Genomic DNA, 23,465 nt, shown 5'->3' with positions numbered 1-23,465 from the left:
ACGATCGTTGTTATAGGCCGGGCAAACGCAGTGCCGCCCGGCACACAAACCGCACTTACGCGTTTTTCAGCACTTCGCTGACAATCTCTACCGCTTCTTTCTCAATCTGCTGACGATGCTCAGCGCCGAGGAAGCTTTCGCAATAGATTTTATACGCATCTTCCGTACCGGATGGACGCGCAGCGAACCAGCCGTTTTCGGTCATTACTTTCAGACCACCAATAGACGCACCGTTACCCGGTGCCGCCGTCAGACGCGCGGTGATCGGATCGCCCGCCAGGGTGCTTGCACTGACCATCTCCGGAGAGAGTTTGGACAGGGCCGCTTTCTGGGCAGACGTTGCGCTGGCCTGAATACGGTTATAGCTTGGCGCACCAAAGCGTGCTGCCAGGTCGTTGTAATGTTCCTGCGGGTTTTTACCGGTGACCGCGGTGATTTCCGCCGCCAGCAGGCACATGATGATGCCGTCTTTATCGGTTGACCACGGCGTGCCGTCGAAGCGCAGGAAAGAGGCCCCCGCGCTCTCTTCACCACCGAAGCCAAAGCTGCCGTCGTGCAGACCGTCAACAAACCATTTGAAGCCCACAGGTACTTCCACCAGCTTGCGGCCCAGCGCCTCGACCACGCGGTCGATCATCGCGGAGGACACCAGCGTTTTACCGACAGCCACCTCTTTGCCCCACTGCGGACGGTGCTGGAACAGGTAGTTGATCGCAACGGCCAGATAGTGGTTCGGGTTCATCAGCCCGGCAGGAGTGACGATACCGTGACGGTCGTAATCCGGGTCGTTCGCAAACGCCAGATCGAATTTATCACGCAGCGCCAGCAGGCCCGCCATCGCGCACTCGGAGGAGCAGTCCATGCGGATCGCGCCGTCTTTGTCCAGGTGCATAAAACGGAAGGTCTGATCGACGTGATCGTTCACGATGGTCAGATCCAGCTTGTAGTGCTCGGCAATACGTTTCCAGTATTCAATACCGGAGCCGCCCAGCGGATCCACGCCCAGCTTCAGGCCGGCTTTCTGGATGGCCGCCATATCGACGATCTCCGCCAGCCCTTCCACGAACGGCTGAACCAGATCCTGCTCTTTTACGTGGCCGGACGCCATGGCCGCATCCAGAGAGATGCGCTTCACGCCTTTCAGACCGTCAGCCAGCAGGGCGTTCGCACGATCTTCCACCACTTTGGTGACGTTGGTGTCTGCCGGGCCACCGTTAGGCGGGTTGTATTTGATGCCGCCGTCTTCCGGCGGGTTGTGGGATGGCGTGATCACGATACCGTCAGCCAGCGCGCCACCTTTTTTGTTGTGCACCAGGATGGCGTTAGAGACCGCAGGCGTTGGGGTGAAGCCGTTGTTCTCCTGAACAATCACATCGACGCCGTTCGCAGTCAGAACTTCCAGCACGGAGATAAAGGCCGGTTCAGACAGCGCATGGGTATCTTTCCCCACGTAGCAAGGACCGGTAACGCCATTTTTAGCGCGCTCTTCCGCAATGGCCTGAGCAATGGCCAGAATGTGCGGTTCGTTAAAGCTGTGGCGAGCCGCGCTGCCGCGGTGACCAGATGTACCAAACTTCACTGCGTGTTCTGCGTTGCCCACGACCGGCTTCAGCACGTAATACTGCGCGGTCAGCTGAGCGACGTTAATCAAATCGCTTTGTTGTGCAGGTTGGCCTGCACGGCTGTGATTTGCCATTACCGGGTCCTTCTGATGCAAGGGTTAAATTGTACCGCAAACCTTCTCAATCAATTCCGCCGGGAACTGCATGGACTGCATGATATGTTCAATCATGCTGCACTTGCGGCCCGTATTGGTATTGGTGATCACCCAGTACGGGGTGCCAGGAACATGTTTGGGTTTGGTTTGATTGCCATTTTGCAGCAGCGTCTGCTCGTCGCCCGCGAAGTAGACGCGAGTACGACCGTGCAGCGACTCGGTCGCTTCAGCAAACGCTTTGTTATCCAGTGAATAAAGTGTAGACAGCACCAGCATAAAGCGGTTAACCGCCTTTTTTTGCTCCGCATATTCATCGGAGAGCAGCAGCTCGCGCATCGCGCGCACTTTATCTTTTGCCGGTGTCACGGCAGGTTTTGCTTGTGCAACAACGCTTGGCTGAGACACGACATCTTTGGTGACTGGGGTAGCAGGCTGTGAAGCGGCGGAAATTTTAAGCATGCGCCGTAAAATGTCGGACGCGCTCTCCCCGATATGCCGCGTCTGGCTGGCAATATACTGATAGAGTTCGTCATCAACTTCGATTGTTTTCATCTTAATCCAGTGCGATATCTTATCTGAATACAAGTCATTGGGATTATAAGGTCAAATCCCAACAGCGGATAGCGTCAAACCAGGTTGGCGGCAAAAGTCAGATTAAACTGGAACCTTGCAGCCGGGCGGCAGAATGGTCAACATGATACCCTAACCTGACATACGTAAAAAAAGAACTTTGCCATGAAATTGAATACCCGAGCGCAAACTGCACAATCGCCGAACAATAATTCTCCCATCGTACTGGTTCACGGGCTTTTTGGCAGCCTGGATAACCTGGGCGTTCTGGCGCGCGATCTGGTTACCGACCACGATATTCTTCAGGTCGATATGCGCAATCACGGTCTTTCCGGCCGTTCCGACGAGATGACCTACGCCGCGATGGCGCAGGATCTGCGGGATACGCTGGATGCCAACAACTTGCAAAAGGTGACCCTCATCGGGCATTCAATGGGCGGTAAAGCGGTGATGGCCCTGACGGCGCTGGCCCCGGAGCGTATTAACGGCCTGGTGGTGATTGATGTTGCGCCCGTGGATTACGACGTCCGCCGTCACGACGAAATTTTTGCCGCCATCAATGCGGTCACCGAAGCGGGTGTCGCGACGCGTCAGCAGGCGGCTGCCGTCATGCGTGAGCATCTTGATGAAGAAGGCGTCGTCCAGTTCCTGCTGAAGTCATTTGTTGACGGCCAGTGGCGTTTTAACGTGCCGGTACTCTGGGACCAGTACAACAATATTGTGGGCTGGGAAACCGTGCCCGCCTGGCCGCACCCTACCCTCTTTATTCGCGGCGGCAACTCCCCTTACGTTACCGACGCGTACCGCGACGCCATACTGGCGCAATTCCCGCAGGCTCGCGCCCACGTCATTGCCGGAGCCGGGCACTGGGTGCATGCGGAAAAACCTGACGCCGTGCAGCGCGCCATTCGCCGCTATCTTGCTGATACTGCAAATTGATTAAAAAGAGAGCGACTGGAAGGCTGCGGGCTTCCAGTCGTTGGCGCGCCGTTTTTGGTGATGTATGATGGCGCGCTTATCGCCCGGGCATTAGCAGGGCGGCGTGTTTCCCCCGAAGTCTCAGAATCATGGCCAAAGAACAAACGGACCGTACGACACTAGATCTGTTCGCGAATGAGCGTCGCCCGGGACGACCGAAGACGAATCCGCTTTCGCGCGATGAACAGCTGCGTATCAATAAACGCAATCAGCTTAAACGCGATAAAAATCGTGGGCTTAAGCGTGTCGAACTGAAGCTCAACGCCGACGCTGTCGATGCGCTTAACGAGCTGGCCGACGCGCGAAATATTAGCCGCAGCGAGCTCATTGAAGAGATGTTGATCGCCCAGCTTGAGATGCTGCGCAGCCAGGCATAAGTCTGAAAATTCCCTTAATTACCCTTTTCATGTAGCACAGAGTGCAGTCCTGCGCGATAGCTGTTTCCGCAGGGTTGCCAGTTCTGCTATTATTGCCCTTATCCGTGGCCGAATTGCGCCACCATACTATTAAGTTTCAAGAGGTTATTTTACTCATGGCAATCATCGGCATTTTCTTTGGCAGTGATACCGGCAATACCGAAAATATCGCGAAAAACATTCAAAAACAGCTCGGTAAAGACGTTGCTGATGTGCATGACATCGCCAAGAGCAGCAAAGAAGATCTCGAAGGCTATGACATTCTGCTGCTGGGTATTCCGACCTGGTACTACGGCGAAGCCCAGTGCGACTGGGATGATTTCTTCCCGACGCTGGAAGAAGTGGACTTCAACGGTAAGCTGGTTGCCCTGTTTGGCTGTGGCGACCAGGAAGACTACGCCGAGTACTTCTGTGACGCGCTGGGTACCATCCGCGACATCATTGAGCCGAATGGCGCTGTGATCGTCGGCCACTGGCCAACCGCCGGTTACCACTTCGAAGCGTCCAAAGGTCTGGCCGATGACGATCACTTCGTGGGTCTGGCCATCGACGAAGACCGTCAGCCAGAACTGACTGCAGAGCGCGTCGAGAAATGGGTTAAGCAGATCCGTGAAGAACTGCACCTGGACGATATTCTCAACGCCTGATTTTTATCGCGGCGCAACGGCGGTTGCGCCCGCGCACCAGGTCAAACCGATTAAATTAATTGCTACAATCTTTTAACTTTTTCGCCCAGACCTGTACAATGTCTCCCTGATAAAATGTGGTTTTCCACCGAGCAAGTTTGTTGGTGATACCCCATTTTTATAAGCATATTTTGCCTGAGACTTGCAGTTTTCATTTAGCCATGGCAGTTCTATAATGAGACGCATTATCCCGGGTGCATTTTCTGTCACTTCCTACAGAAGTGAATCGTTTAGCAACAGGACAGATTCCGCATGACTGACAACAATACCGCATTAAAGAAGGCTGGCCTGAAAGTTACGCTTCCTCGGTTAAAAATCCTCGAAGTGCTTCAGGGTCCAGACAATCACCATGTCAGTGCGGAAGACCTTTATAAACGTCTTATCGACATGGGTGAAGAGATTGGGCTGGCTACCGTCTATCGCGTGCTGAACCAGTTTGATGACGCGGGCATTGTCACCCGTCATAATTTCGAAGGTGGTAAATCTGTCTTCGAACTGACCCAGCAGCAGCACCACGATCACCTGATCTGCCTCGACTGTGGCAAGGTCATTGAATTTAGCGATGACTCTATCGAAGCGCGCCAGCGTGAAATCGCCGCGCGTCACGGCATCCGTCTGACCAACCACAGCCTGTACCTTTATGGTCACTGCGCTGAAGGCGATTGCCGCGAAAATGAACATGCGCATGACGCAAAATAAGTGAGTGTTCATACTCTGAGCCAGCCGTAAGGTTGGCTTTTTTTTGCCAGAAAAAAGCCCGGTGGCACTGTGCCACCGGGCGTAAAGCAACTTATTTATTGTTATTGCGTATCTCGTTCCAGATCTTATCGCAACGCTTCGCCACTTCCTGATCGTTACCGGTTTTACGTGCCTGGATACAGGCCTGGTAATCCATCACGCGGACATTCTCCTGCGTCGCGAACTGCTCGTGCGCTTTCTCTTTCTTCAGCACATTCAGCACGCTCTGGCAGGCTTCAATTTTCTCCGGCGATCCTTCCGCTGTATTAATACAGGCGCTGTAGGCCTCCTTGAGACGGGAGTCCTATTTCGGTGCCTGAGTCTGGGCACACGCCACCAGCCCCGATGCCAACAGCGCGACGATTACGATTTTTTTCATCATTTGCAGTCTCCGGTCCGGCGGGATCTAACCCGCCGGACGATTCATCAGAAGATGGTGAACGGTGCGATAACCATGAATTTCACGTCACGTTCATCCTGGAAGATGTTGCCGTAACCGCCCGCGTAGCTCGGGATATCGGAGTGGTTGTCGTACTGGGTGAAGTGCAGTTTGAACATCGTGCCTTTCGCGCGGCCATCCTGCAGGGTGTAGATAGCATCCAGGCTGTAGGAAGACTCTTTCAGGCGATAGTTTGGATCGTAGTAAGCATCCGGTGTTGCCATGTCGGCTGGTTTTGCATCCCAGGCGTAAGCATAAGAAGCGCCCACGGCCCAGCCCGGCAGGTTCCAGTTTTTCAGGTCATACATCGCGCCGAAGAAGACCGCTTTCTCACCGTCGGCGTTGAAGTCGGAGCGGTTATCCCACCAGATATCAAGACGACCGTTGGAGGAAGCATAGGTCGGGGTCATACGCTGCAGGAAGTAGCCCTGCTGCCCTTCCGCTTTCACCCATGTGCCTTCCAGACGTAAATCAACCTGACCGACCTTGTAGCCGAAGGTTAACGCCTGCAGCCACGCGGTGCCGTCGTAGATATCATTGACGCCACCGTTACTGACTTTGTCGCGCGTACCGTAGAACTGGTAGCTGGTACTCAGCGGGCTACCCGCAATATCAAACTTATAGCTGGCCTTGGCAAAGTATTGATCGATATACCCTTGCGCCTGGCCGAATGCCGCTTCGAGAACCAGATCGTTTTTGAAGTCGTATTTCGCACCCAGCGAGTGGAGGTAATCGACTTTGGTTTTCTTATCGTTCTGGTAGAACTTGTCCATTTCAATGTGCCACGGTGCTTTGTACTCGTTGGTCCACATATAGGAGAAGCTCAACGCACCTGCGTCACCGTAGTCAAAGTTAGCCCCGGCTTCTGCACCCTGATAGGTACCCGGCATAAAGCTCCAGTGTGGGGCTAACAGCGTCTGGCCGGTTGGCTGAATATAGCCCCCACGCGCCCAGACCGGGCCGTATTTGAATTTCGCTGCGGCCTTGTAGAGGCTGATACCGCTCTTATCCCCGGACCAGTCTTCATCATAGGCTTTGTTGCTGGAGGAGAAGGCGATTTCGTTCGGGTGGCCGCTGTCGCCGTTTTCCGCCATTTCGATCGCGGTGAACGCGGCGATATCCAGACCGAACATATCCGCGGCGTAGCCTGACTGGAAGTCCAGGTTGGCGTTCCAGGTGGAGTGTGAGAGGTTGGTTTTGTATTTATCTTCAGTGACGTCTTTACGGTCACGCTCACGCTGCCAGTAATAAATACCGCCCGTGAGGGTAGAATCTTCGATGAAACCCGCTGCTTTTGCCTCTGGCGCAATCACCAGGCCCGACATTGCTGTCACACCGGCAATAGCCAGCGCCAGCGCACTACGTTTGCCACTGAACGTACGCATAGATTATTCCTCTTTGACGAATTAAAACGCCTGAAACGGCGTAAATAAAAAAGACCAAATGGTCAGGGGTAGTGTTAAATACCCTCGAATTAACTACCGTCTTTAGGTTATTTTTCGCGACGCGAATTATCAATGCTTTTCAGCGGGCAAAAGTCAGGATTATGACGAAGTGCACATAATTGGTAGTGCTTTGTAACATTTACAGGAAGGCGAGGAATGACGGGAAATTCTCAGCTATTTCAGTGTCCAGGCGTGGGATCGGTTTCCTTTTTTATAACCCTTTTAAATTTCGTAATGACACAAACTTTTTTTTAAAAAATAAGTAGCACCTCATTGACCTGTTATTTTCATGACGCCCCTTTAACCCCTGGCTTAATACTCTGATCGTTAAATAAAAAAACGCCGCATAATGCGGCGTTTGTTTCTCATTGACCAGAGCAGCAATATTATTCGCCGATCTTCGTCCAGGTATCACGCAGACCCACGGTACGGTTAAATACCGGTTTTTCCGCAGTGCTGTGACGGCTGTCCAGGCAGAAGTACCCTTCACGTTCGAACTGGAACGCTTTGCCTGCTTCAGCCGCTTTCAGAGAAGGCTCCGCATAACCCTGCTTGATCACCAAAGATTCCGGATTAATGGTCGCCAGGAAGTCTTCCGCCGCACCTGGGTTAGGCACGCTGAACAGGCGATCGTACAGACGAATCTCTACCGGCAGCGCGTGGGATGCGCTCACCCAGTGGATAACGCCTTTCACCTTGCGGCCATCCGCCGGATCTTTACTCAGCGTTTCAGCGTCATAAGTACAGAAGATGGTGGTGATATTTCCTTCTGCATCTTTTTCTACGCGCTCGGCTTTGATGACGTAAGCATTACGCAGACGCACTTCTTTACCCAGCACCAGACGCTTGTACTGCTTGTTGGCTTCTTCGCGGAAGTCAGCGCGGTCAATCCAGATCTCGCCGCTGAACGGCACGTCGCGGCTTCCCATTTCCGGTTTGTTCGGATGGTTAGGCATGGAGACCAGCTCGCTTTCACCCTGCGGATAGTTTTCGATGACCAGCTTCACCGGATCGATAACGGCCATCGCGCGCGGAGCGTTTTCGTTGAGATCTTCGCGAATGCAGGATTCAAGGGAGGCCATCTCGATGGTGTTGTCCTGCTTGGTCACGCCGATGCGTTTGCAGAACTCACGAATAGAGGCGGCAGTGTAACCACGACGACGCAGACCAGAGATGGTTGGCATACGCGGGTCGTCCCAGCCCTCAACGTGCTTGTCGGTGACCAGCAGGTTCAGCTTACGCTTGGACATCACGGTGTATTCCAGATTCAGACGAGAGAACTCGTACTGACGCGGATGCACAGGAATGGTGATGTTATCCAGCACCCAGTCGTACAGACGACGGTTGTCCTGGAACTCCAGCGTACACAGCGAGTGGGTGATGCCTTCCAGCGCATCGCTGATGCAGTGGGTGAAGTCGTACATCGGATAGATGCACCACTTGTTGCCGGTCTGGTGGTGTTCTGCGAACTTGATGCGGTACAGCACCGGATCGCGCATCACGATGAACGGAGACGCCATATCGATTTTGGCACGCAGGCACGCTTTGCCCTCTTCGAAGCCACCGGCACGCATTTTTTCAAACAGCGCCAGGTTCTCTTCCACGCTGCGATCGCGGAACGGGCTGTTTTTACCCGGTGCGGTCAGCGTACCGCGGTACTCACGGATCTCATCTGCAGACAGTTCGTCTACATACGCCAGACCTTTGTTGATGAGCTCTACCGCGTAGGCATACAGCTGATCAAAATAGTCAGAGGAGTAGCAGATATCGCCAGACCAGTTGAAGCCCAACCATTGCACGTCATTTTTGATGGACTCAACGTATTCGATGTCTTCTTTTACTGGGTTGGTGTCATCGAAACGCAGGTTGCACTGTCCCTGGTAGTCTTGCGCAATGCCAAAGTTCAGGCAGATGGACTTCGCATGCCCGATATGCAGGTAGCCATTCGGCTCCGGCGGGAAACGGGTATGAATTGTGGTGTGCTTACCACTGGCCAGATCTTCATCGATGATCTGACGAATAAAGTTACTCGGGCGGGCTTCTGCCTCACTCATCGTGGATTCCTCAAAGCGTAAACAACGTATAACGGCATATGATCTTATAAGCCGGACGTAGTGACAACCCTTAGTTACGGAAAATACGTATCAGATGAAAATAATGGGGGCATTTGCCGCAAAAAAAAGCGGCGGAGGATATCCCCCGCCGCTTAAGGCATGACTCTACTCAGGAGCGATTACTTGCCTTTAATCTCATACAGTGGGGTTTGACCCGCAACGACCTGACCTTTCGCCTGGATGACCAGACCGCTGAAGTCGTCAATGTTGCTGCAAACCACCGGGCTAATCATGGAACGCGCGTTGGCATTCAGGAAGTCCAGATCCATTTCCAGAATCGGCTGCCCGGCCACCACTTCAGCGCCCTCTTCCACCAGGCGAGTAAAGCCCTGACCATTCAGCGCAACGGTATCGATACCCATGTGGACAACGATCTCCGCGCCCTTTTCGGTTTCGAGGCAGAACGCGTGGTTGGTGTTGAAGATTTTCACGATGGTACCGGCAGCAGGAGACACCACGGTTTTATCCGTTGGTTTCACCGCCACACCGTCACCGACCGCTTTGCTGGCGAACGCTTCATCAGGTACCTGCTCGAGGTCAACGACATCACCCGTTACCGGAGAGACCAGCGCGGCCACCGTCACGGCGTTTGGCACAGCCTGCGGTTTCGCTACCGGGGCAGCCGTCGACGCAGGCGCGCTGTCGGTTGATGCCGCCGCGACCGGTCCACGGGCAACCACTTTCTTCATTTCGTCACCGATGGATTCCGCTTTGGCACCCACGATAACCTGGATAGTTTGTTTGTTCAGTTTAACCACGCCCGATGCACCAAGGCGTTTACACATTGCGTCGCTGACGCGCGCCGAGTCACCCACCGTCAGACGCAGACGGGTGATACAGGCATCAATGGCTTTCAGGTTGTCAGTCCCCCCAACGGCAGCGATATAGCTGGTCGCCAGCTGGGTCAGACCCTCTTCGGTGTTGCTGTTGGCTTCGCTGGTGACCACTTCGTCTTTGGTGTCTTCGCGGCCCGGCGTTTTGAGGTTAAACATACGAATAACCGCAGTGAACAGCACGAAGTAGATGACGAAGAAGACCAGACCCATTACCACCAGCATCCAGACGTTCTTGCTTGCCGCCGGCAGGTTGTACATCAACACGTAGTCGATCGCGCCTGCAGAGAAGGAGAAGCCAGCATGGATACCCAGCAGGGTCGCCACAAACAGGCTGATACCGGTCAGGACCGCATGCATGAGGTACAGCACCGGCGCCAGGAACATGAACAGGAATTCCAGCGGCTCGGTTACGCCGGTCAGGAACGCGGTAATCGCAACGGACAGCAGCATGCCGCCAACCATTGGGCGACGCGCTTTTGGCGCAGCCAGGTACATTGCCAGCGCAGCGCCCGGCAGACCAAACATCATGATTGGGAAGAAGCCAGACATGAACATGCCTGCGGTGCCGTCACCCGCGTAGAAGCGGTTGATGTCGCCGTGGAATACGGTGCCCGCAGCATTGGTGAACTCACCAATCTGGAACCATGCGATAGTGTTCAGCACCTGATGCAGACCGGTTGGGATCAGCAGACGGTTGATGAAACCAAAGATACCTGAGCCAAGTGCACCCGCTGATACAATCCACTCACCACCCGCATGGATCGCATGCTGTACCGGTGGCCAGACGTAGCCAAAGATAGCGGCCAGAACCAGACAGAAGAAACCTGTCGCGATCGGCACGAAACGTTTGCCGCCAAAGAAACTCAGGAAGTCTGGCAGCTTAATGTTTGCCCAGCGGTTGTACACAGCACCACCCACCAGACCGGTAATGATACCTGCCAGCACGCCCATGTTGATTTCTGGGTTAATGGTTACCATCGCTTTCGTCAGGATGAAATAACCGACTGCCCCTGCCAGCGCTGCGGCACCCGCGCTGTCTTTTGACCAGCTAGAGGCAACACCGATGGCGAAAATCAGCGCCAGGTTGTCAAAAATGGCACCGCCAGCCTGAGCAATAAACGGTACGTTAAGAAGATCGGGTTGCCCGAATCGCAGCAGCAGCGCTGCAACCGGTAGCACGGCGATAGGGAGCTGCAAAGCCCTACCGAGGCGCTGGAAAAAACCTAAAATATTCATCCTATTCCCCCTACGAGACCCTTTTTCAGGCTCGCGCATAAACTATGTTTTTATTGTGTCACGAACGATAGATACCGTTGATAATTCACTGGCAGTCTGAGTGTGTGAAAAATTAATTCGTATCGCAAATTAAACACCTATTTTTTGTGATTTTTGTCACCAAATATCGTATTCAGCCCTCCCTTACACTGGCTAACAGTGAAAACTTATTTTATCATTCAAAAAATCAAGACGGATTGATCCGGCCTGAAAGTTTCCAGGTTACGCTTTAGTATCAGGTTCCGAAGCCATCCGCCCACTCTTCTACTTAAACTTTGAGGTGAACAATGAGACTGATTCCCCTGGCAACTGCAGAACAAGTTGGTAAATGGGCCGCTCGCCATATCGTAAACCGCATTAACGCGTTCAAACCGACCGCCGATCGTCCTTTCGTTCTGGGCCTTCCGACCGGCGGCACACCGCTGACCGCTTACAAGGCGCTGGTTGAGATGCATAAAGCAGGCCAGGTTAGCTTCAAACATGTTGTGACCTTCAATATGGATGAATATGTTGGCTTACCGAAAGACCACCCGGAAAGCTACCATAGCTTTATGCACCGCAATTTCTTTGATCACGTTGATATCCCAGCTGAAAATATTAACCTGCTGAATGGAAACGCGCCGGATATTGACGCAGAATGCCGTCAGTATGAAGAAAAAATCCGTTCCTACGGTAAAATCCACCTGTTCATGGGTGGTGTAGGTAATGATGGTCATATCGCGTTTAACGAACCGGCGTCCTCTCTGGCTTCCCGTACCCGTATTAAAACGCTGACCCATGACACGCGCGTGGCGAACTCCCGCTTCTTTGACGGTGACGTTAACCAGGTTCCAAAATACGCCCTGACCGTAGGCGTAGGCACCCTGCTGGATGCCGAAGAAGTGATGATTCTGGTGCTGGGCGGCGTGAAAGCGCAGGCGCTCCAGGCTGCTGTTGAAGGCAACGTTAACCATATGTGGACCATCAGCTGTCTGCAGCTGCATCCTAAATCAGTCATCGTCTGCGACGAACCGTCCACGATGGAGCTGAAGGTTAAAACGCTGAAATACTTCAACGAGTTAGAAGCCGAGAACATCAAAGGTCTGTAATTGAATAACCGCCTCTTTATCAAGAGGCGGCCGCTTTTTTTAACCGGGGGTCGTTATGTACGCTTTAACCCACGGTCGGATTTATACCGGCCATGAAATTCTGGATGACCACGCGATTGTTATCGCGAATGGCCTGATTGAACGTGTTTGTCCGCTGGCAGAACTGCCGCCGGAGATTGAACAGCGCTCACTCAATGGAGCAGTAATCTCCCCCGGTTTCATCGACGTACAGCTCAACGGCTGCGGCGGTGTGCAATTCAATGATACCGCCGATGCGGTAACGGTCGAAACGCTGGAGATCATGCAGAAAGCCAACGAGAAATCGGGCTGCACCAGCTATCTGCCAACGCTCATCACCAGCAGTGATGACCTGATGAAGCAGGGTATCCGCGTGATGCGCGAATACCTGGCCAAACATCCGAATCAGGCGCTCGGTCTGCACCTGGAAGGGCCATGGCTGAACATGGTCAAGAAAGGAACGCATAACCCGGACTACGTGCGTAAACCTGATGCGGAGCTGGTTGACTACATGTGTGCCAACGCCGATGTGATCACCAAGGTGACGCTGGCACCGGAAATGACCGGCACGGACGTCATCAGCAAGCTGGCCGCCGCCGGAATTGTGGTTTCAGCGGGCCACTCAAATGCCACGCTGAAAGAAGCGAAAGCCGGTTTCCGTGCGGGCATTACCTTTGCGACGCACCTGTATAACGCCATGCCATACATCACAGGTCGTGAACCGGGTCTGGTTGGCGCGATTCTGGATGAGCCAGACGTTTACTGCGGCATTATCGCGGACGGCTTACACGTTGATTACACCAACATTCGCAACGCCAAGCGGCTGAAAGGTGACAAGCTCTGCCTGGTAACGGACGCTACCGCACCGGCAGGTGCAAATATTGAGCAGTTCATTTTTGCCGGTAAAACAATATACTACCGCAATGGACTGTGTGTGGATGAAAACGGTACGCTGAGCGGTTCCTCTTTGACCATGATTGAAGGGGTGCGTAACCTGGTTGAGCATTGCGGAATTGCGCTTGATGAAGTCCTGCGCATGGCCACCCTTTATCCTGCGCGCGCTATCGGCGTGGATAAACAGCTTGGCGGAATTGCACCAGGTATGGTTGCAAACCTGACGGCATTCACACACGATTATAAAATTATTAAGACCATCGTTAATGGTAACGAGGTCGTCACTGAGTAAGTAAAAGTATGACACCTGGCGGACAAGCTCAAATCGGTAATGTCGATCTCGTTAAACAGCTTAACAGCGCGGCGGTATATCGCCTGATTGACCAACACGGGCCAATCTCACGTATTCAGATAGCCGAACAAAGCCAGCTTGCTCCCGCCAGCGTGACAAAAATTACCCGCCAGCTCATTGAGCGCGGTTTGATCAAAGAAGTCGATCAGCAGGCCTCCACCGGGGGCCGCCGCGCTATCTCCATTATTACCGAAACCCGCAATTTTCAGGCAATTGGCGTCCGTCTGGGCCGTCATGACACCACGCTCACGCTGTACGATCTGAGCAGCAAAGCCATTGCGGAAGAGCACTATCCCCTTCCGGAACGCACCCAGGAGACGCTGGAGCATGCGCTGCTGAATACCATCGCGCAGTTTATTGAAAGCTGTCAGCGCAAGATCCGCGAACTCATCGCCATCTCGGTGATTCTGCCCGGTCTGGTCGACCCGGAAAGCGGCGTGATCCGCTATATGCCGCACATTCAGGTTGAAAACTGGGGGCTGGTCGACGCGCTGGAAAAGCGCTTTAAAGTGACCTGCTTTGTGGGCCATGACATTCGCTCTCTGGCGCTGGCAGAGCACTACTTTGGTGCGAGTCAGGACTGTGAAGACTCTATTCTGGTGCGCGTTCACCGCGGTACGGGCGCAGGCATTATCTCTAACGGCCGAATTTTTATTGGTCGCAACGGTAACGTCGGTGAGATCGGCCACATTCAGGTTGAACCGCTCGGGGAGCGCTGCCACTGCGGCAACTTTGGCTGCCTTGAAACCATTGCCGCCAACACCGCCATCGAGCAGCGCGTTCGCCATCTGCTTGAACAGGGTTACCAAAGCCGCGTCACGCTGGACGACTGCAAGATAGGCACCATCTGCAAAGCCGCTAATAAAGGCGACGCGCTGGCCTGTGAAGTGATCGAGCAGGTGGGGCGCCATCTGGGGAAAACCATCGCCATCGCCATTAACCTGTTTAACCCACAAAAGGTGGTGATCGCCGGTGAAATTGTGGAAGCGGAAAAGGTGCTGCTCCCCGCGATTGAAGGCTGTATTAACACCCAGGCGCTGAAAGCATTCCGCCAGAATCTTCCGGTGGTTCGTTCAAAGCTTGACCATCGTTCGGCGATTGGGGCGTTCGCGCTGGTCAAACGCGCCATGCTCAACGGAATTCTGCTGCAGCATTTGCTGGAAAGTTGATCGGACCTTATAGTAACGCCTTCTTTTTTTTAATGTCGGACTGTCCATGACCATTAAGAATGTAATTTGTGATATCGACGGCGTGCTGATGCACGACAACGTTGCCGTGCCGGGTGCTGCGGAGTTTCTTCACCGCATCATCGACAAAGGAATGCCTCTGGTTCTTCTCACGAACTACCCTTCTCAGACCGGTCAGGATCTGGCAAACCGCTTTGCCACGGCGGGGGTCGACGTCCCGGACAGCGTGTTTTATACCTCGGCGATGGCCACGGCGGATTTTCTGAAGCGTCAGGAAGGAAAAAAAGCCTATGTGGTCGGTGAAGGCGCGCTGATCCATGAGCTGTATAAAGCGGGCTTTACCATCACCGACGTCAACCCGGACTTTGTGATTGTAGGTGAAACGCGTTCCTACAACTGGGAGATGATGCATAAGGCATCCTTCTTTGTGGCTAACGGCGCGCGCTTTATTGCGACCAACCCGGATACCCACGGTCGCGGTTTTTATCCGGCCTGCGGCGCGCTGTGTGCCGGTATCGAGAAGATCTCCGGGCGCAAGCCGTTCTATGTCGGCAAGCCCAGCCCGTGGATCATTCGCGCCGCGCTCAACAAGATGCAGGCCCACTCTGAAGAGACCGTGATTGTCGGCGACAACCTGCGCACCGATATTCTGGCCGGTTTCCAGGCCGGTCTGGAGACGATTCTGGTGCTCTCTGGGGTCTCTCAGCTTGATGACATTGACTCAATGCCGTTCCGCCCAAGCTGGATTTACCCCTCCGTCGATGAAATTGACATCATCTGATACCAAACCACGCCTCAGGGCGTGGTTTTTTATTTTCTCACCTGCAAAACACGACTACATCTAACGAAAAAGCACTTTTATTGAATAATCCTCAATAAAAGCGCTCATGACATACGCGTTTTTCACTGATCTGCAACCACCATTGCACTATTTCCGTTTTCGCCCGTAAAACGCTTGCGCGCCCTGCCCCTTTGCGGCATTTTCATAAGCAAGCAACATTACAAAGCAACAGGGTTAACGGAGAAGGTTATGTGTTCAATTTTTGGCGTACTGGATATTAAAACTGACGCGGGCGAACTGCGTAAAAAGGCACTCGAACTGTCCCGCCTGATGCGCCATCGCGGCCCGGACTGGTCAGGCGTTTACGCCAGTGACAAAGCAATTCTGGCTCACGAACGTCTGTCTATTGTTGACGTCAACGCCGGTGCACAGCCGCTGTATAACGAGAAAAAAACGCACGCGCTGGCTGTCAACGGTGAGATCTATAACCACCAGGCGCTGCGCGCCGAGTACGGCGACCGCTACGCGTTCCAGACCGGGTCCGACTGTGAAGTGATCCTGGCGCTGTATCAGGAGAAAGGTCCCGAGTTTCTGGACGACCTGCAGGGTATGTTTGCCTTCGCCCTGTACGACAGCGAAAAAGACGCCTACCTGATTGGCCGCGACCACATCGGTATTATCCCGCTGTACATGGGCCACGATGAACACGGCAACTTCTACGTTGCGTCTGAAATGAAAGCCCTGGTGCCGGTCTGCCGCACCATCAAAGAGTTCCCGGCAGGCAGCTACCTGTGGAGTAAAGACGGCGAGATCCGTCCGTACTACCAGCGCGACTGGTTCGACTACGACGCGGTAAAAGACAACGTGACGGACAAAGCCGAGCTGCGTCAGGCGCTGGAAGATTCCGTGAAAAGCCACCTGATGTCAGACGTACCTTACGGCGTGCTGCTCTCCGGCGGTCTGGACTCCTCCGTGATCTCCGCGATCACCAAGAAATTTGCGGCTCGTCGCGTAGAAGATCAGGAGCGCTCAGAAGCCTGGTGGCCACAGCTGCACTCCTTTGCCGTGGGCCTGGAAGGCGCGCCGGATCTGAAAGCCGCGCAGGAAGTGGCAAACCACCTCGGCACCGTGCACCATGAAATTCACTTCACCGTGCAGGAAGGCCTGGATGCGATCCGCGATGTGATCTATCACATTGAAACCTATGACGTTACGACAATTCGCGCCTCCACGCCGATGTACCTGATGTCGCGTAAGATCAAGGCGATGGGCATCAAAATGGTGCTCTCCGGTGAAGGTTCTGACGAAGTGTTTGGCGGCTACCTCTACTTCCACAAAGCGCCAAATGCCAAAGAGCTGCACGAAGAGACCGTGCGTAAACTCCAGGCGCTGCATATGTTTGACTGCGCGCGTGCCAACAAAGCGATGTCGGCATGGGGTGTCGAAGCGCGTGTACCGTTCCTGGATAAGAAATTCCTCGACGTGGCGATGCGCATCAACCCGCAGGATAAAATGTGCGGCAACGGTAAAATGGAAAAACATATCCTGCGTGAATGTTTTGAATCCTACCTGCCGGCGAGCGTAGCATGGCGTCAGAAAGAGCAGTTCTCCGATGGCGTAGGCTACAGCTGGATCGACACCCTAAAAGAGGTGGCGGCGAAACAGGTTTCTGACCAACAGCTGGAAACCGCAAGCTTCCGCTTCCCGTACAACACGCCGGGCTCGAAAGAAGCGTACCTCTACCGTGAAATTTTTGAAGAACTGTTCCCGGTACCGAGCGCTGCAGAGTGTGTGCCGGGTGGTCCATCCGTCGCCTGCTCGTCTGCCAAAGCGATTGAATGGGATGAATCGTTCAAATCCATGAACGATCCGTCAGGACGTGCGGTAGGCGTTCACCAGTCAGCCTACAAATAATCACGCATTTCATCTCAGGCCCTGCGGGGCCTGATTTTTTTGCCCCGCTTTTGCACAGCTAAAACCGATTAATAACCAATAATTGCCGAATATTCGGTCACGCTGTTCGCAACCTAACCAAACAGTCACATTCCGGCTATTTTCGTTGAAAAAGGTGTTGACGCTGCAAGGGTCTATACGCATAATGCGCCCCGCAACGCCGATAAGGTAACGCGAAAAAAAGATGGCTACGTAGCTCAGTTGGTTAGAGCACATCACTCATAATGATGGGGTCACAGGTTCGAATCCCGTCGTAGCCACCAAATTGAGATTATCGATGTTGTTCGGTAATGAAAAAAAATTGTTGGGGTATCGCCAAGCGGTAAGGCACCGGATTCTGATTCCGGCATTCCGAGGTTCGAATCCTCGTACCCCAGCCAATTTACAAAGTCGTTAAGCAGCTTGTTTAACGCAATTGGGGTGTCGCCAAGCGGTAAGGCTCTGGTTTCTGATACCAGCATTCCGGGGTTCGAATCCCTGCACCCCAGCCACTTAAAACAAAAAAGCCCGCTCTGCGGGCTTTTTTGTTTTTGTACAGAATTGTGCGGCCTGATGCCCTCACCCTGGCCCTCTCCCACGGGGAGAGGGAAAAAAGTTTAGAGTCCGAGAGCGTACTTCAGGGCCTGACGCTTCAGGCCACCGGCACGTTCCGCGGCCATCAGGCCTATGTTACGCAGAATACGCACTGGCGCTACGTCATTGCTGAACCCCGCATAGAACAGATCCATCCCTGACTGCATGATAAAGTTATCCGCCATACGCCGCGTCTGATAACGCTTCAGCACCTGATGGCTGGCCCAGTTTTCCGCGTGTCCGCGGGCGCTGCCCAGCACATCCAGCAGGGCATCGACGTCACGATACCCCAGGTTCACGCCCTGCCCGGCCAGCGGATGAATGGTGTGTGCCGCATCCCCCACCAGGGCTAAGCCTTCGCGGGCATACTGCAACGCATGACGGCGCGTGAGCGGGAACGCCCCGGCGGCGACCGGCGTGACGTGCCCCAGACGGCTCGGGAAGTGCAGCAGGATCTCGCGCTGCAGCTGTTCCATGTTCATCCCCTGCAGCTGACGAATGCGCGCCGGTTTGTCGTACCACACCAGCGACGCCCAGTTATCAAACAGCGGTAAAAAGGCATGCGGGCCGTTCGGCGTAAAGTGCTGCCAGGTGCTTTCGCCCGGCCCATTCTCACACTCGGCGGTAATCAGCATACAGGACTGTTCATACTGCCAGGCATGAACCCCGATCCCCGCCATCTGTCTGACCTGCGAGTTAGCGCCGTCCGCCCCGATGACCAGCTTCACGGCCAGCTCATCGCCGTTGTCGAGCGTCAGTAGATAGCCACGCTCGTGAGGATGCAGCGCCTTAAGCGACGCTGGCACGCGCAGCGTCACCTTCGGATGCGCCTCCAGCGCCTGCCAGAGCGCCCGCTGGAGCACGTTGTTTTCCACCATATAGCCCAGGCGCGGCAGCTTTAGCTCAGCGGCATCAAACGCGACGTAGGCATTTTCCCACTCCCAGGTTTCGAGGCGGCTGTAAGGGTGCGCGCGCATCGCCTGCACTGCCTCCCAGACGCCCAGCCCGCGCAGCAGATCGACGGATGCCGCGCTGATCGCAGAAATGCGCACGTCCGGTTTGCTGGCGGGATCGTAGGCTGGCGGAGCCGCCTGTTCGATTACCGTTACCTCAAATCCCTGCTGCGCCAGCCCCAGCGCCAGCGCGCCGCCGACCATACCGCCGCCGACAACGGCAACTTCGGTGTGTTGGAGTGTCATGGTCAATTTTCCTTATTGGAGAATCCCTTAAGTTTACCGGATTTTTGCGGTCCTGAGACACATAACCTTCATACTGGTCACAACCCCACCAAAGCATTACAATACGCGGCTTGCAATCCTGAGCTGAGCAAGTCGATGACTAAAAAACTCCATATAAAAACCTGGGGCTGTCAGATGAACGAATACGATTCATCCAAGATGGCCGATCTGCTGGATACCACCCACGGATACCAGCTGACTGAAAATGCGAAAGAAGCCGATGTGCTGCTGCTGAACACCTGTTCAATTCGTGAAAAAGCGCAGGAAAAAGTCTTTCACGTGTTAGGCCGCTGGAAACTTCTCAAACGAAAAAATCCGGACCTGATCATCGGCGTGGGCGGCTGCGTCGCGTCGCAGGAAGGCAAGCTGATCCGCCAGAGAGCCCCGTATGTGGACATTGTCTTTGGCCCTCAGACCCTGCACCGTCTGCCTGAGATGATCAATCAGGTTCGTGGCAACCGTAGCCCGGTCGTTGACGTCAGCTTCCCGGAAATCGAAAAATTTGACCGTCTGCCGGAGCCGCGTGCCGATGGCCCGACCGCCTTCGTCTCCATCATGGAAGGCTGCAACAAATACTGCACGTACTGCGTGGTGCCGTACACCCGTGGTGAAGAGGTCAGCCGCCCGGCAGATGACATTCTGTTTGAAATCGCGCAGCTTGCCGCGCAGGGTGTGCGCGAAGTGAACCTGCTGGGCCAGAACGTTAACGCCTGGCGCGGTGAGAACTACGACGGCACGACCGGCAGCTTTGCTGAGCTGCTGCGTCTGGTGGCCGCGATTGACGGCATCGACCGCATTCGCTTTACCACCAGCCATCCGATGGAATTTACCGATGACATCATTGACGTTTATCGCGATACGCCAGAGCTGGTGAGCTTCCTGCACCTGCCGATTCAGTGTGGCTCTGACCGCGTGCTGAACCTGATGGGCCGCCCCCATACGGTGCTGGAGTACAAATCCACCATCCGTAAGCTGCGTGAAGCACGTCCGGATATCCAGATTAGCTCCGACTTTATCGTCGGCTTCCCTGGCGAAACCGCAGAAGACTTCGAGCGCACCATGAAGCTCATCGGCGAAGTGAACTTTGACGTCAGCTACAGCTTCATCTTCTCTGCGCGTCCAGGAACACCGGCGGCCGATATGGTTGACGATGTACCGGAAGAAGAGAAAAAGCAGCGCCTGTATATTCTGCAGGAGCGCATCAACCAGCAGGCTAACGCCTGGAGCCGCCGCATGCTCGGTACCGTACAGCGCATTCTGGTGGAAGGCACTTCCCGCAAGAGCATTATGGAACTCTCTGGTCGTACGGAAAATAACCGCGTGGTGAACTTTGAAGGCACCCCGGATATGATCGGTAAATTTGTGGACGTCGAGATTGTCGAAGTGCTGACCAACTCGCTGCGCGCGAAAGTGGTCCGCACCGAAGACGAAATGGGCCTGCGTATTGCAGAGTCACCGGAATCCGTGATCTCGCGTACCCGCAAAGAAAACGATTCTGGCGTTGGGATTTACCAGCCATAATCCTTCAGGCCTGCCGCTTTGGCAGGCCTTGTATTTCCTCTCATCGCCCCCAATATCTTCCGCAACGCTTGCGCCTTTATTCTGTGGCGTGAATAATTTCGGTAATGACCGTTTTATTGCGCCGTGTGGCAGCGGGTCAGTTAATCAATCAAAGAGGAACAGTTTGAACATAGATACGCGTGAAATTAGCCTTGAGCCAGCAGACAACGCTCGCCTGCTGAGCCTGTGCGGGCCGTTTGATGACAACATCAAACAACTGGAGCGACGTCTGGGTATCGAAATCAATCGTCGCGATAATCATTTCAAACTCACCGGACGCCCTATCTGCGTCAACGCCGCTGCGGACATTCTGCGTAGCCTGTATGTCGACACCTCCCCCATGCGCGGCGAAATTCAGGATATCGAACCGGAGCAGATTCACCTCGCCATTAAAGAGGCGCGCGTGCTTGAGCAGAGCGCGGAGAGCGTGCCGGACTATGGCAAGGCAATCAACATTAAGACCAAGCGTGGCGTCATCAAGCCGCGTACGCCAAACCAGGCGCAGTATATCGCCAATATTCTCGACCACGACATCACCTTCGGCGTGGGGCCGGCGGGTACGGGTAAAACCTATCTGGCCGTTGCCGCGGCGGTCGATGCGCTGGAGCGTCAGGAAATCCGGCGTATCCTGCTGACCCGCCCTGCCGTTGAAGCCGGTGAAAAACTGGGCTTCCTGCCTGGCGATCTGAGCCAGAAGGTCGACCCGTATCTCCGTCCTTTATACGATGCGCTGTTCGAAATGCTGGGCTTTGAGAAGGTCGAGAAGCTCATTGAGCGTAACGTGATCGAAGTGGCCCCGCTCGCCTACATGCGCGGCCGTACGCTGAACGATGCGTTCATCATTCTCGACGAGAGCCAGAACACCACCATCGAACAGATGAAAATGTTCCTGACGCGTATTGGCTTTAACTCGAAAGCGGTGATTACCGGCGACGTCACGCAGATCGATCTGCCGCGCAGCACCAAATCGGGCCTGCGCCACGCCATCGAAGTGCTGGCCGAGGTCGATGAAATCAGCTTTAACTTCTTCCACAGTGAAGACGTGGTACGCCACCCGGTGGTCGCGCGTATCGTTAACGCTTATGAAGCCTGGGAAGAGGCAGATCAGAAGCGTAAGGCCGAACTGGCCGCAGAACGTAAGCGCGAAGCGCAGGAGCAAGAACAGAAATGAGTCAGGTGATCCTCGATTTACAGCTGGCCTGTGAAGACAATTCCGGCATGCCAGATGAGGCACAGTTTCAGAAATGGCTGGATGCCGTTATCCCCCAGTTTCAGGAAGAATCAGAAGTCACGATTCGCCTGGTGGATGAAGCAGAAAGCCATGAGCTTAACCTGACCTATCGCGGGAAAGATAAGCCGACCAACGTGCTCTCTTTCCCGTTCGAAGCCCCGCCGGGCATCGAGATGCCGCTGTTGGGCGATCTGATCATCTGCCGCCAGGTGGTTGAACAGGAAGCCAAAGAGCAGCAGAAACCTCTTGAAGCCCACTGGGCGCACATGGTGGTACACGGCAGCCTGCATCTGCTCGGCTACGATCATATTGAAGACGACGAAGCGGAAGAGATGGAGTCCCTCGAGACAGAGATAATGCTTGCTCTGGGCTATGAGGATCCGTACATTGCCGAGAAAGAATAGTCAGTCACCGGACTGACTCCCCTGCCGCCACGAAAGGACATCGCGTGGCGGTAAACATTGAACTAACAAGAGAACCCTTAACAAACGCCATGAGCGACGACAATTCACACAGTAGCGACACGACAACCAGTAAAAAGGGATTTTTCTCCCTCATTCTGAACCAGCTTTTCCACGGCGAACCGAAAAACCGTGATGAACTGCTGGAGCTGATTCGTGATTCCGGGCAAAACGACCTAATCGACGAAGATACGCGCGAAATGCTCGAAGGGGTTATGGACATCGCCGACCAGCGCGTTCGCGATATCATGATTCCCCGCTCGCAGATGATCACCCTGAAACGTAACCAGACGCTGGACGAGTGTCTCGATGTCATCATCGAATCCGCCCACTCGCGTTTCCCGGTCATCAGCGAAGACAAAGATCACATCGAAGGGATTTTGATGGCGAAAGATCTGCTGCCGTTTATGCGCAGCGATGCCGAAGCCTTCAGCATGGAAAAAGTGTTACGCCAGGCCGTGGTTGTGCCGGAAAGTAAACGTGTGGATCGGATGCTGAAAGAGTTTCGCTCTCAGCGTTACCACATGGCGATTGTTATTGATGAATTTGGTGGCGTCTCCGGTCTGGTCACGATCGAGGATATCCTTGAGCTGATCGTGGGCGAAATCGAAGATGAGTATGACGAAGAAGAGGATATCGACTTCCGTCAGCTCAGCCGCCACACCTGGACCGTACGGGCGCTGGCCTCCATTGAGGACTTCAACGACGCCTTCGGGACCCACTTCAGCGATGAAGAGGTCGATACCATTGGCGGGCTGGTGATGCAGGCCTTTGGCCACCTCCCGGCGCGCGGAGAGACCGTTGACATCGACGGTTACCAGTTCAAAGTAGCCATGGCCGACAGCCGACGTATTATACAGGTTCACGTCAGAACGCCGGACGACTCACCGGTGCCAAAACTGGAAGATTAATGTA

The 23,465-nt window shown here is 54.3% G+C and carries 19 protein-coding genes, 3 tRNA genes and 1 pseudogene; 16 read left to right on the top strand and 7 right to left on the bottom strand.

The window, feature by feature from the left end:
* Nucleotides 1–55 precede the first annotated feature (55 nt).
* Together pgm and seqA are read right to left on the bottom strand one after the other, a co-directional pair.
* The gene (pgm, locus tag C6A40_RS01785) at nt 56–1,696 is read right to left on the bottom strand and encodes a phosphoglucomutase (alpha-D-glucose-1,6-bisphosphate-dependent) (protein WP_023343591.1); all 1,641 of its coding nucleotides are present in this window, start codon (nt 1,694–1,696) and stop codon (nt 56–58) included.
* 24 nt (nt 1,697–1,720) lie between these two features.
* Entirely contained in the window at nt 1,721–2,269 is a 549-nt protein-coding gene (seqA, locus tag C6A40_RS01780) for a replication initiation negative regulator SeqA (RefSeq protein ID WP_008501070.1), read from the bottom strand.
* A gap of 183 nt (nt 2,270–2,452) precedes the next feature.
* Between seqA and ybfF the strand changes: the two genes are divergently transcribed.
* The 4 genes from ybfF to fur all read left to right on the top strand — a co-directional run bounded on the left by ybfF (nt 2,453) and on the right by fur (nt 5,066).
* On the top strand, nt 2,453–3,226 hold the full coding sequence (gene ybfF / locus C6A40_RS01775) for an esterase (RefSeq protein ID WP_045335483.1): 774 nt from the start codon (nt 2,453–2,455) through the stop codon (nt 3,224–3,226).
* Nucleotides 3,227–3,354: 128 nt separating this feature from the next.
* Nucleotides 3,355–3,642, top strand: coding sequence for a LexA regulated protein (gene ybfE / locus C6A40_RS01770; RefSeq protein ID WP_008501068.1), 288 nt, complete (start codon nt 3,355–3,357; stop codon nt 3,640–3,642).
* 155 nt (nt 3,643–3,797) lie between these two features.
* Complete coding sequence (gene fldA, locus C6A40_RS01765) at nt 3,798–4,328, top strand: flavodoxin FldA (protein WP_008501067.1); 531 nt, start codon at nt 3,798–3,800, stop codon at nt 4,326–4,328.
* 291 nt (nt 4,329–4,619) lie between these two features.
* Entirely contained in the window at nt 4,620–5,066 is a 447-nt protein-coding gene (gene fur / locus C6A40_RS01755) for a ferric iron uptake transcriptional regulator (RefSeq protein WP_008501066.1), read from the top strand.
* Nucleotides 5,067–5,157: 91 nt separating this feature from the next.
* Here the strand turns inward: fur and chiQ are convergent.
* From chiQ to nagE, 4 genes and pseudogenes are all read right to left on the bottom strand, one after another.
* Nucleotides 5,158–5,484: pseudogene (gene chiQ, locus C6A40_RS01750) on the bottom strand (ChiQ/YbfN family lipoprotein).
* A 47-nt stretch (nt 5,485–5,531) separates the two neighbouring features.
* Nucleotides 5,532–6,929 (bottom strand): chitoporin ChiP, encoded by a 1,398-nt coding sequence (gene chiP / locus C6A40_RS01745; RefSeq protein WP_023293022.1) that lies wholly within the window; start codon nt 6,927–6,929, stop codon nt 5,532–5,534.
* A gap of 446 nt (nt 6,930–7,375) precedes the next feature.
* Nucleotides 7,376–9,043 (bottom strand): glutamine--tRNA ligase, encoded by a 1,668-nt coding sequence (gene glnS / locus C6A40_RS01740; protein ID WP_008501063.1) that lies wholly within the window; start codon nt 9,041–9,043, stop codon nt 7,376–7,378.
* A 179-nt stretch (nt 9,044–9,222) separates the two neighbouring features.
* Nucleotides 9,223–11,175 carry a PTS N-acetyl glucosamine transporter subunit IIABC gene (gene nagE, locus C6A40_RS01735; protein ID WP_025912724.1) on the bottom strand — a complete coding sequence of 651 codons (1,953 nt, stop codon included), beginning with the start codon at nt 11,173–11,175 and terminating at the stop codon, nt 9,223–9,225.
* Nucleotides 11,176–11,501: 326 nt separating this feature from the next.
* Between nagE and nagB the strand changes: the two genes are divergently transcribed.
* The 8 genes from nagB to C6A40_RS01695 all read left to right on the top strand — a co-directional run bounded on the left by nagB (nt 11,502) and on the right by C6A40_RS01695 (nt 17,978).
* Nucleotides 11,502–12,302, top strand: a complete 801-nt coding sequence (nagB, locus tag C6A40_RS01730; protein ID WP_008501061.1) for a glucosamine-6-phosphate deaminase — start codon at nt 11,502–11,504, stop codon at nt 12,300–12,302.
* Between the two features lie 55 nt (nt 12,303–12,357).
* Nucleotides 12,358–13,506 (top strand): N-acetylglucosamine-6-phosphate deacetylase, encoded by a 1,149-nt coding sequence (nagA, locus tag C6A40_RS01725; protein ID WP_008501059.1) that lies wholly within the window; start codon nt 12,358–12,360, stop codon nt 13,504–13,506.
* 8 nt (nt 13,507–13,514) lie between these two features.
* The gene (gene nagC / locus C6A40_RS01720) at nt 13,515–14,735 is read left to right on the top strand and encodes a DNA-binding transcriptional regulator NagC (RefSeq protein WP_021242995.1); all 1,221 of its coding nucleotides are present in this window, start codon (nt 13,515–13,517) and stop codon (nt 14,733–14,735) included.
* A gap of 46 nt (nt 14,736–14,781) precedes the next feature.
* Nucleotides 14,782–15,534: a ribonucleotide monophosphatase NagD gene (gene nagD / locus C6A40_RS01715; protein WP_008501057.1), complete on the top strand. Its 753-nt coding sequence runs from the start codon at nt 14,782–14,784 to the stop codon at nt 15,532–15,534.
* Between the two features lie 249 nt (nt 15,535–15,783).
* Nucleotides 15,784–17,448, top strand: coding sequence for an asparagine synthase B (asnB, locus tag C6A40_RS01710; RefSeq protein WP_021242994.1), 1,665 nt, complete (start codon nt 15,784–15,786; stop codon nt 17,446–17,448).
* A gap of 225 nt (nt 17,449–17,673) precedes the next feature.
* Nucleotides 17,674–17,750 (top strand) — tRNA-Met (locus C6A40_RS01705).
* 42 nt (nt 17,751–17,792) lie between these two features.
* A tRNA-Gln gene (locus C6A40_RS01700) sits at nt 17,793–17,867 on the top strand.
* A gap of 36 nt (nt 17,868–17,903) precedes the next feature.
* Nucleotides 17,904–17,978: transfer RNA gene (locus C6A40_RS01695), tRNA-Gln, on the top strand.
* Nucleotides 17,979–18,083: 105 nt separating this feature from the next.
* Here C6A40_RS01695 and ubiF read toward each other — a convergent pair.
* Entirely contained in the window at nt 18,084–19,259 is a 1,176-nt protein-coding gene (gene ubiF / locus C6A40_RS01690) for a 3-demethoxyubiquinol 3-hydroxylase (RefSeq protein ID WP_045335481.1), read from the bottom strand.
* Between the two features lie 135 nt (nt 19,260–19,394).
* Between ubiF and miaB the strand changes: the two genes are divergently transcribed.
* The 4 genes from miaB (at nt 19,395) to corC (ending at nt 23,461) form a co-directional block, all read left to right on the top strand.
* Nucleotides 19,395–20,819 (top strand): tRNA (N6-isopentenyl adenosine(37)-C2)-methylthiotransferase MiaB, encoded by a 1,425-nt coding sequence (gene miaB / locus C6A40_RS01685; protein WP_021242573.1) that lies wholly within the window; start codon nt 19,395–19,397, stop codon nt 20,817–20,819.
* Between the two features lie 163 nt (nt 20,820–20,982).
* The gene (locus tag C6A40_RS01680) at nt 20,983–22,029 is read left to right on the top strand and encodes a PhoH family protein (RefSeq protein ID WP_008501053.1); all 1,047 of its coding nucleotides are present in this window, start codon (nt 20,983–20,985) and stop codon (nt 22,027–22,029) included.
* Nucleotides 22,026–22,493, top strand: a complete 468-nt coding sequence (ybeY, locus tag C6A40_RS01675; protein ID WP_008501052.1) for an rRNA maturation RNase YbeY — start codon at nt 22,026–22,028, stop codon at nt 22,491–22,493. Before C6A40_RS01680 ends, ybeY begins: the two co-directional genes overlap by 4 nt.
* A gap of 89 nt (nt 22,494–22,582) precedes the next feature.
* Nucleotides 22,583–23,461 (top strand): CNNM family magnesium/cobalt transport protein CorC, encoded by an 879-nt coding sequence (gene corC / locus C6A40_RS01670; RefSeq protein ID WP_021242574.1) that lies wholly within the window; start codon nt 22,583–22,585, stop codon nt 23,459–23,461.
* The last annotated feature ends 4 nt before the right edge of the window (nt 23,462–23,465 follow it).

It is taken from the genome of Enterobacter sp. GER_MD16_1505_Eko_090 (genome assembly GCF_003331015.1).
GTDB lineage: Bacteria > Pseudomonadota > Gammaproteobacteria > Enterobacterales > Enterobacteriaceae > Enterobacter > Enterobacter roggenkampii.
The sequence above is the reverse complement of the archived record's forward strand: the minus strand, read 5'-3'. Positions and strand labels throughout refer to the sequence as shown.

Coding starts and splice junctions, on each gene's coding strand:
- fur (WP_008501066.1), top strand. CDS start 4,620: ATGACTGACAACAATACCGCATTAAAGAAGGCTGGCCTGAAAGTTACG.
- ybfF (WP_045335483.1), top strand. CDS start 2,453: ATGAAATTGAATACCCGAGCGCAAACTGCACAATCGCCGAACAATAAT.
- pgm (WP_023343591.1), bottom strand. CDS start 1,696: ATGGCAAATCACAGCCGTGCAGGCCAACCTGCACAACAAAGCGATTTG.
- ybeY (WP_008501052.1), top strand. CDS start 22,026: ATGAGTCAGGTGATCCTCGATTTACAGCTGGCCTGTGAAGACAATTCC.
- asnB (WP_021242994.1), top strand. CDS start 15,784: ATGTGTTCAATTTTTGGCGTACTGGATATTAAAACTGACGCGGGCGAA.
- nagD (WP_008501057.1), top strand. CDS start 14,782: ATGACCATTAAGAATGTAATTTGTGATATCGACGGCGTGCTGATGCAC.
- fldA (WP_008501067.1), top strand. CDS start 3,798: ATGGCAATCATCGGCATTTTCTTTGGCAGTGATACCGGCAATACCGAA.
- ybfE (WP_008501068.1), top strand. CDS start 3,355: ATGGCCAAAGAACAAACGGACCGTACGACACTAGATCTGTTCGCGAAT.
- nagB (WP_008501061.1), top strand. CDS start 11,502: ATGAGACTGATTCCCCTGGCAACTGCAGAACAAGTTGGTAAATGGGCC.
- seqA (WP_008501070.1), bottom strand. CDS start 2,269: ATGAAAACAATCGAAGTTGATGACGAACTCTATCAGTATATTGCCAGC.
- chiP (WP_023293022.1), bottom strand. CDS start 6,929: ATGCGTACGTTCAGTGGCAAACGTAGTGCGCTGGCGCTGGCTATTGCC.
- corC (WP_021242574.1), top strand. CDS start 22,583: ATGAGCGACGACAATTCACACAGTAGCGACACGACAACCAGTAAAAAG.
- ubiF (WP_045335481.1), bottom strand. CDS start 19,259: ATGACACTCCAACACACCGAAGTTGCCGTTGTCGGCGGCGGTATGGTC.
- miaB (WP_021242573.1), top strand. CDS start 19,395: ATGACTAAAAAACTCCATATAAAAACCTGGGGCTGTCAGATGAACGAA.
- nagE (WP_025912724.1), bottom strand. CDS start 11,175: ATGAATATTTTAGGTTTTTTCCAGCGCCTCGGTAGGGCTTTGCAGCTC.
- nagC (WP_021242995.1), top strand. CDS start 13,515: ATGACACCTGGCGGACAAGCTCAAATCGGTAATGTCGATCTCGTTAAA.
- glnS (WP_008501063.1), bottom strand. CDS start 9,043: ATGAGTGAGGCAGAAGCCCGCCCGAGTAACTTTATTCGTCAGATCATC.
- nagA (WP_008501059.1), top strand. CDS start 12,358: ATGTACGCTTTAACCCACGGTCGGATTTATACCGGCCATGAAATTCTG.